Source organism: uncultured Agitococcus sp., from assembly GCF_937920075.1.
Lineage (GTDB): Bacteria > Pseudomonadota > Gammaproteobacteria > Pseudomonadales > Moraxellaceae > Agitococcus.
This window is the reverse complement of the sequence record NZ_CALETI010000285.1, coordinates 1-1,623: the sequence shown is the minus strand read 5'-3', so window position 1 is coordinate 1,623 and position 1,623 is coordinate 1. Positions and strand designations below refer to the sequence as shown.

The window sequence follows — 1,623 nt, the reverse complement described above, 5'->3', positions numbered from 1 at the left end:
CTCCGAAGGCAGGGGTCGTGGGTTCGAATCCCGCCGGGCGCGCCATTTAAATCAATAAGTTACAACAAATAAAATCGATAAAATTTTCTCATACGGAATCTGTACGGAAATTAAATAGCTATTAGATCCTGACACTCCTCTATTTACAACTACACCTTTTTTCTTTTTACGGTCATTTCATCACTCTCTTCTACTGAGTTTTTTAGCCAAATAACAATGCTCAAAAATTGTAATGATATAACATTGCAATTTTTAACCATGACCTCATTCCAAAATTTTTCAAATATATATCATCTTAATGAAGTCTTACCTTCATCTTATCTTTTTATGAATTATTGTTTCTTAGGATTACTCATCATGGCTAAACATTGTCCAAATTGTCAATCAAGACAAATTACTAAACGTCATTATGGCAAAAAAGCTGGTGGCATGTTGGGTGCAGCCGCAGGTGCAAGCACTGGTGCAGCAACAGCATCAGGCGGCGCACAGATAGGTTCTACACTCGGAATGGCGGCAGGCCCTTTGGGTTCTGCTGTTGGTGGTGTGGCTGGAGCCGTTATCGGTGGCTTATTCGGCGCAGTCGCAGGCGGTACTGTCGGTTCTAAGGCAGGAGAGTTTGTTGATAAGAAAATTCTTGATAACTACGAATGCCTTAACTGTGGCTATGTGTTTAGCAAGAAGCGTAAATAATCGTAGTCAATTTATTATTGGAGATATTTATCATGACTATACGTTGTCCTTATTGTTTATCTTATCAAGTCGATACCTTAAATCAGGCTAAAAAGACTGGCAGTGCTGTCGGTACTGTCGCAGGAGCCGCTAGTGGAGCTTCAAGCTCTTTTACTGGTGCAAGAATCGGTGCATCAATCGGTGCAGTGGCTGGACCTGTTGGTTCGGTGGTCGGTGGTTTTGCAGGGGCGTTATTAGGTGGTTTTCTTGGAGGAGTCGCTGGCGGTACGGCAGGTTCTAAACTCGGTGAATTTGTTGACGATAATATCTTAGATAACTACAAGTGTTTACGCTGTGGTTATACCTTTAGTGAGCCTCGTTAACTACATTCATCCTCACCACTACCCTCTCAGTTCATTTCGTTTTATTTCATTCGTTTTTCATCATTCCTTTCATTTATCCCTTTGCTCATCACTGTGGCGAAATAATTGGTTATTGCCTTTCGTTACTCGCATTTTGAGCTTGAGCAAGTGAATCCTTTATTTTCGGAGAATTTATCATGTCACATTTAGTCGAATCGATGGCTTATGTCGGTGCAACCCCATGGCACGGTTTAGGTAATCATTTAGAAGAACAACAGCCTTTAGAAGTGTGGGCTAAACAAGCAGGCATGGATTGGTCTATTTTAGAAGCACCTGTACGTTTTATGACTGGTGATGAACATACGTCATCTATCCGTACCTTTGCAGACAACAAGGTGCTGTATCGTTCAGATACGAATGCTCCCCTGTCAGTCGTCAGTCAGCGTTATCAGGTGGTTCAACCGCGTGAGATTTTAGAGTTTTATCGCGATTTAACCGAAGTCTCTGGCTTTGAGTTAGAAACGGCTGGGGTGTTAAAAGGCGGTCGTAAGATTTGGGCATTGGCGAAAACAGGTCAATCCATGAGCTTACG

The 1,623-nt window shown here is 42.2% G+C and carries 3 protein-coding genes; all 3 read left to right on the top strand.

Translation table 11 applies throughout. The features are described from left to right. The first annotated feature begins 357 nt into the window (after positions 1-357). On the top strand, positions 358-690 hold the full coding sequence (locus tag Q0212_RS09920; protein WP_297924972.1) for a hypothetical protein: 333 nt from the start codon (positions 358-360) through the stop codon (positions 688-690). A 32-nt stretch (positions 691-722) separates the two neighbouring features. Then, the gene (locus Q0212_RS09915) at positions 723-1,052 is read left to right on the top strand and encodes a hypothetical protein (protein WP_297924969.1); all 330 of its coding nucleotides are present in this window, start codon (positions 723-725) and stop codon (positions 1,050-1,052) included. Positions 1,053-1,228: 176 nt separating this feature from the next. Beyond that, a partial coding sequence (locus tag Q0212_RS09910; protein WP_297924967.1) for a DUF932 domain-containing protein occupies positions 1,229-1,623 on the top strand: 395 nt, incomplete at its 3' end.

What these genes read in the sequence shown, in the direction of transcription:
- Q0212_RS09920 (WP_297924972.1), top strand. Translation starts at nt 358, where the DNA reads ATGGCTAAACATTGTCCAAATTGTCAATCAAGACAAATTACTAAACGT.
- Q0212_RS09915 (WP_297924969.1), top strand. Translation starts at nt 723, where the DNA reads ATGACTATACGTTGTCCTTATTGTTTATCTTATCAAGTCGATACCTTA.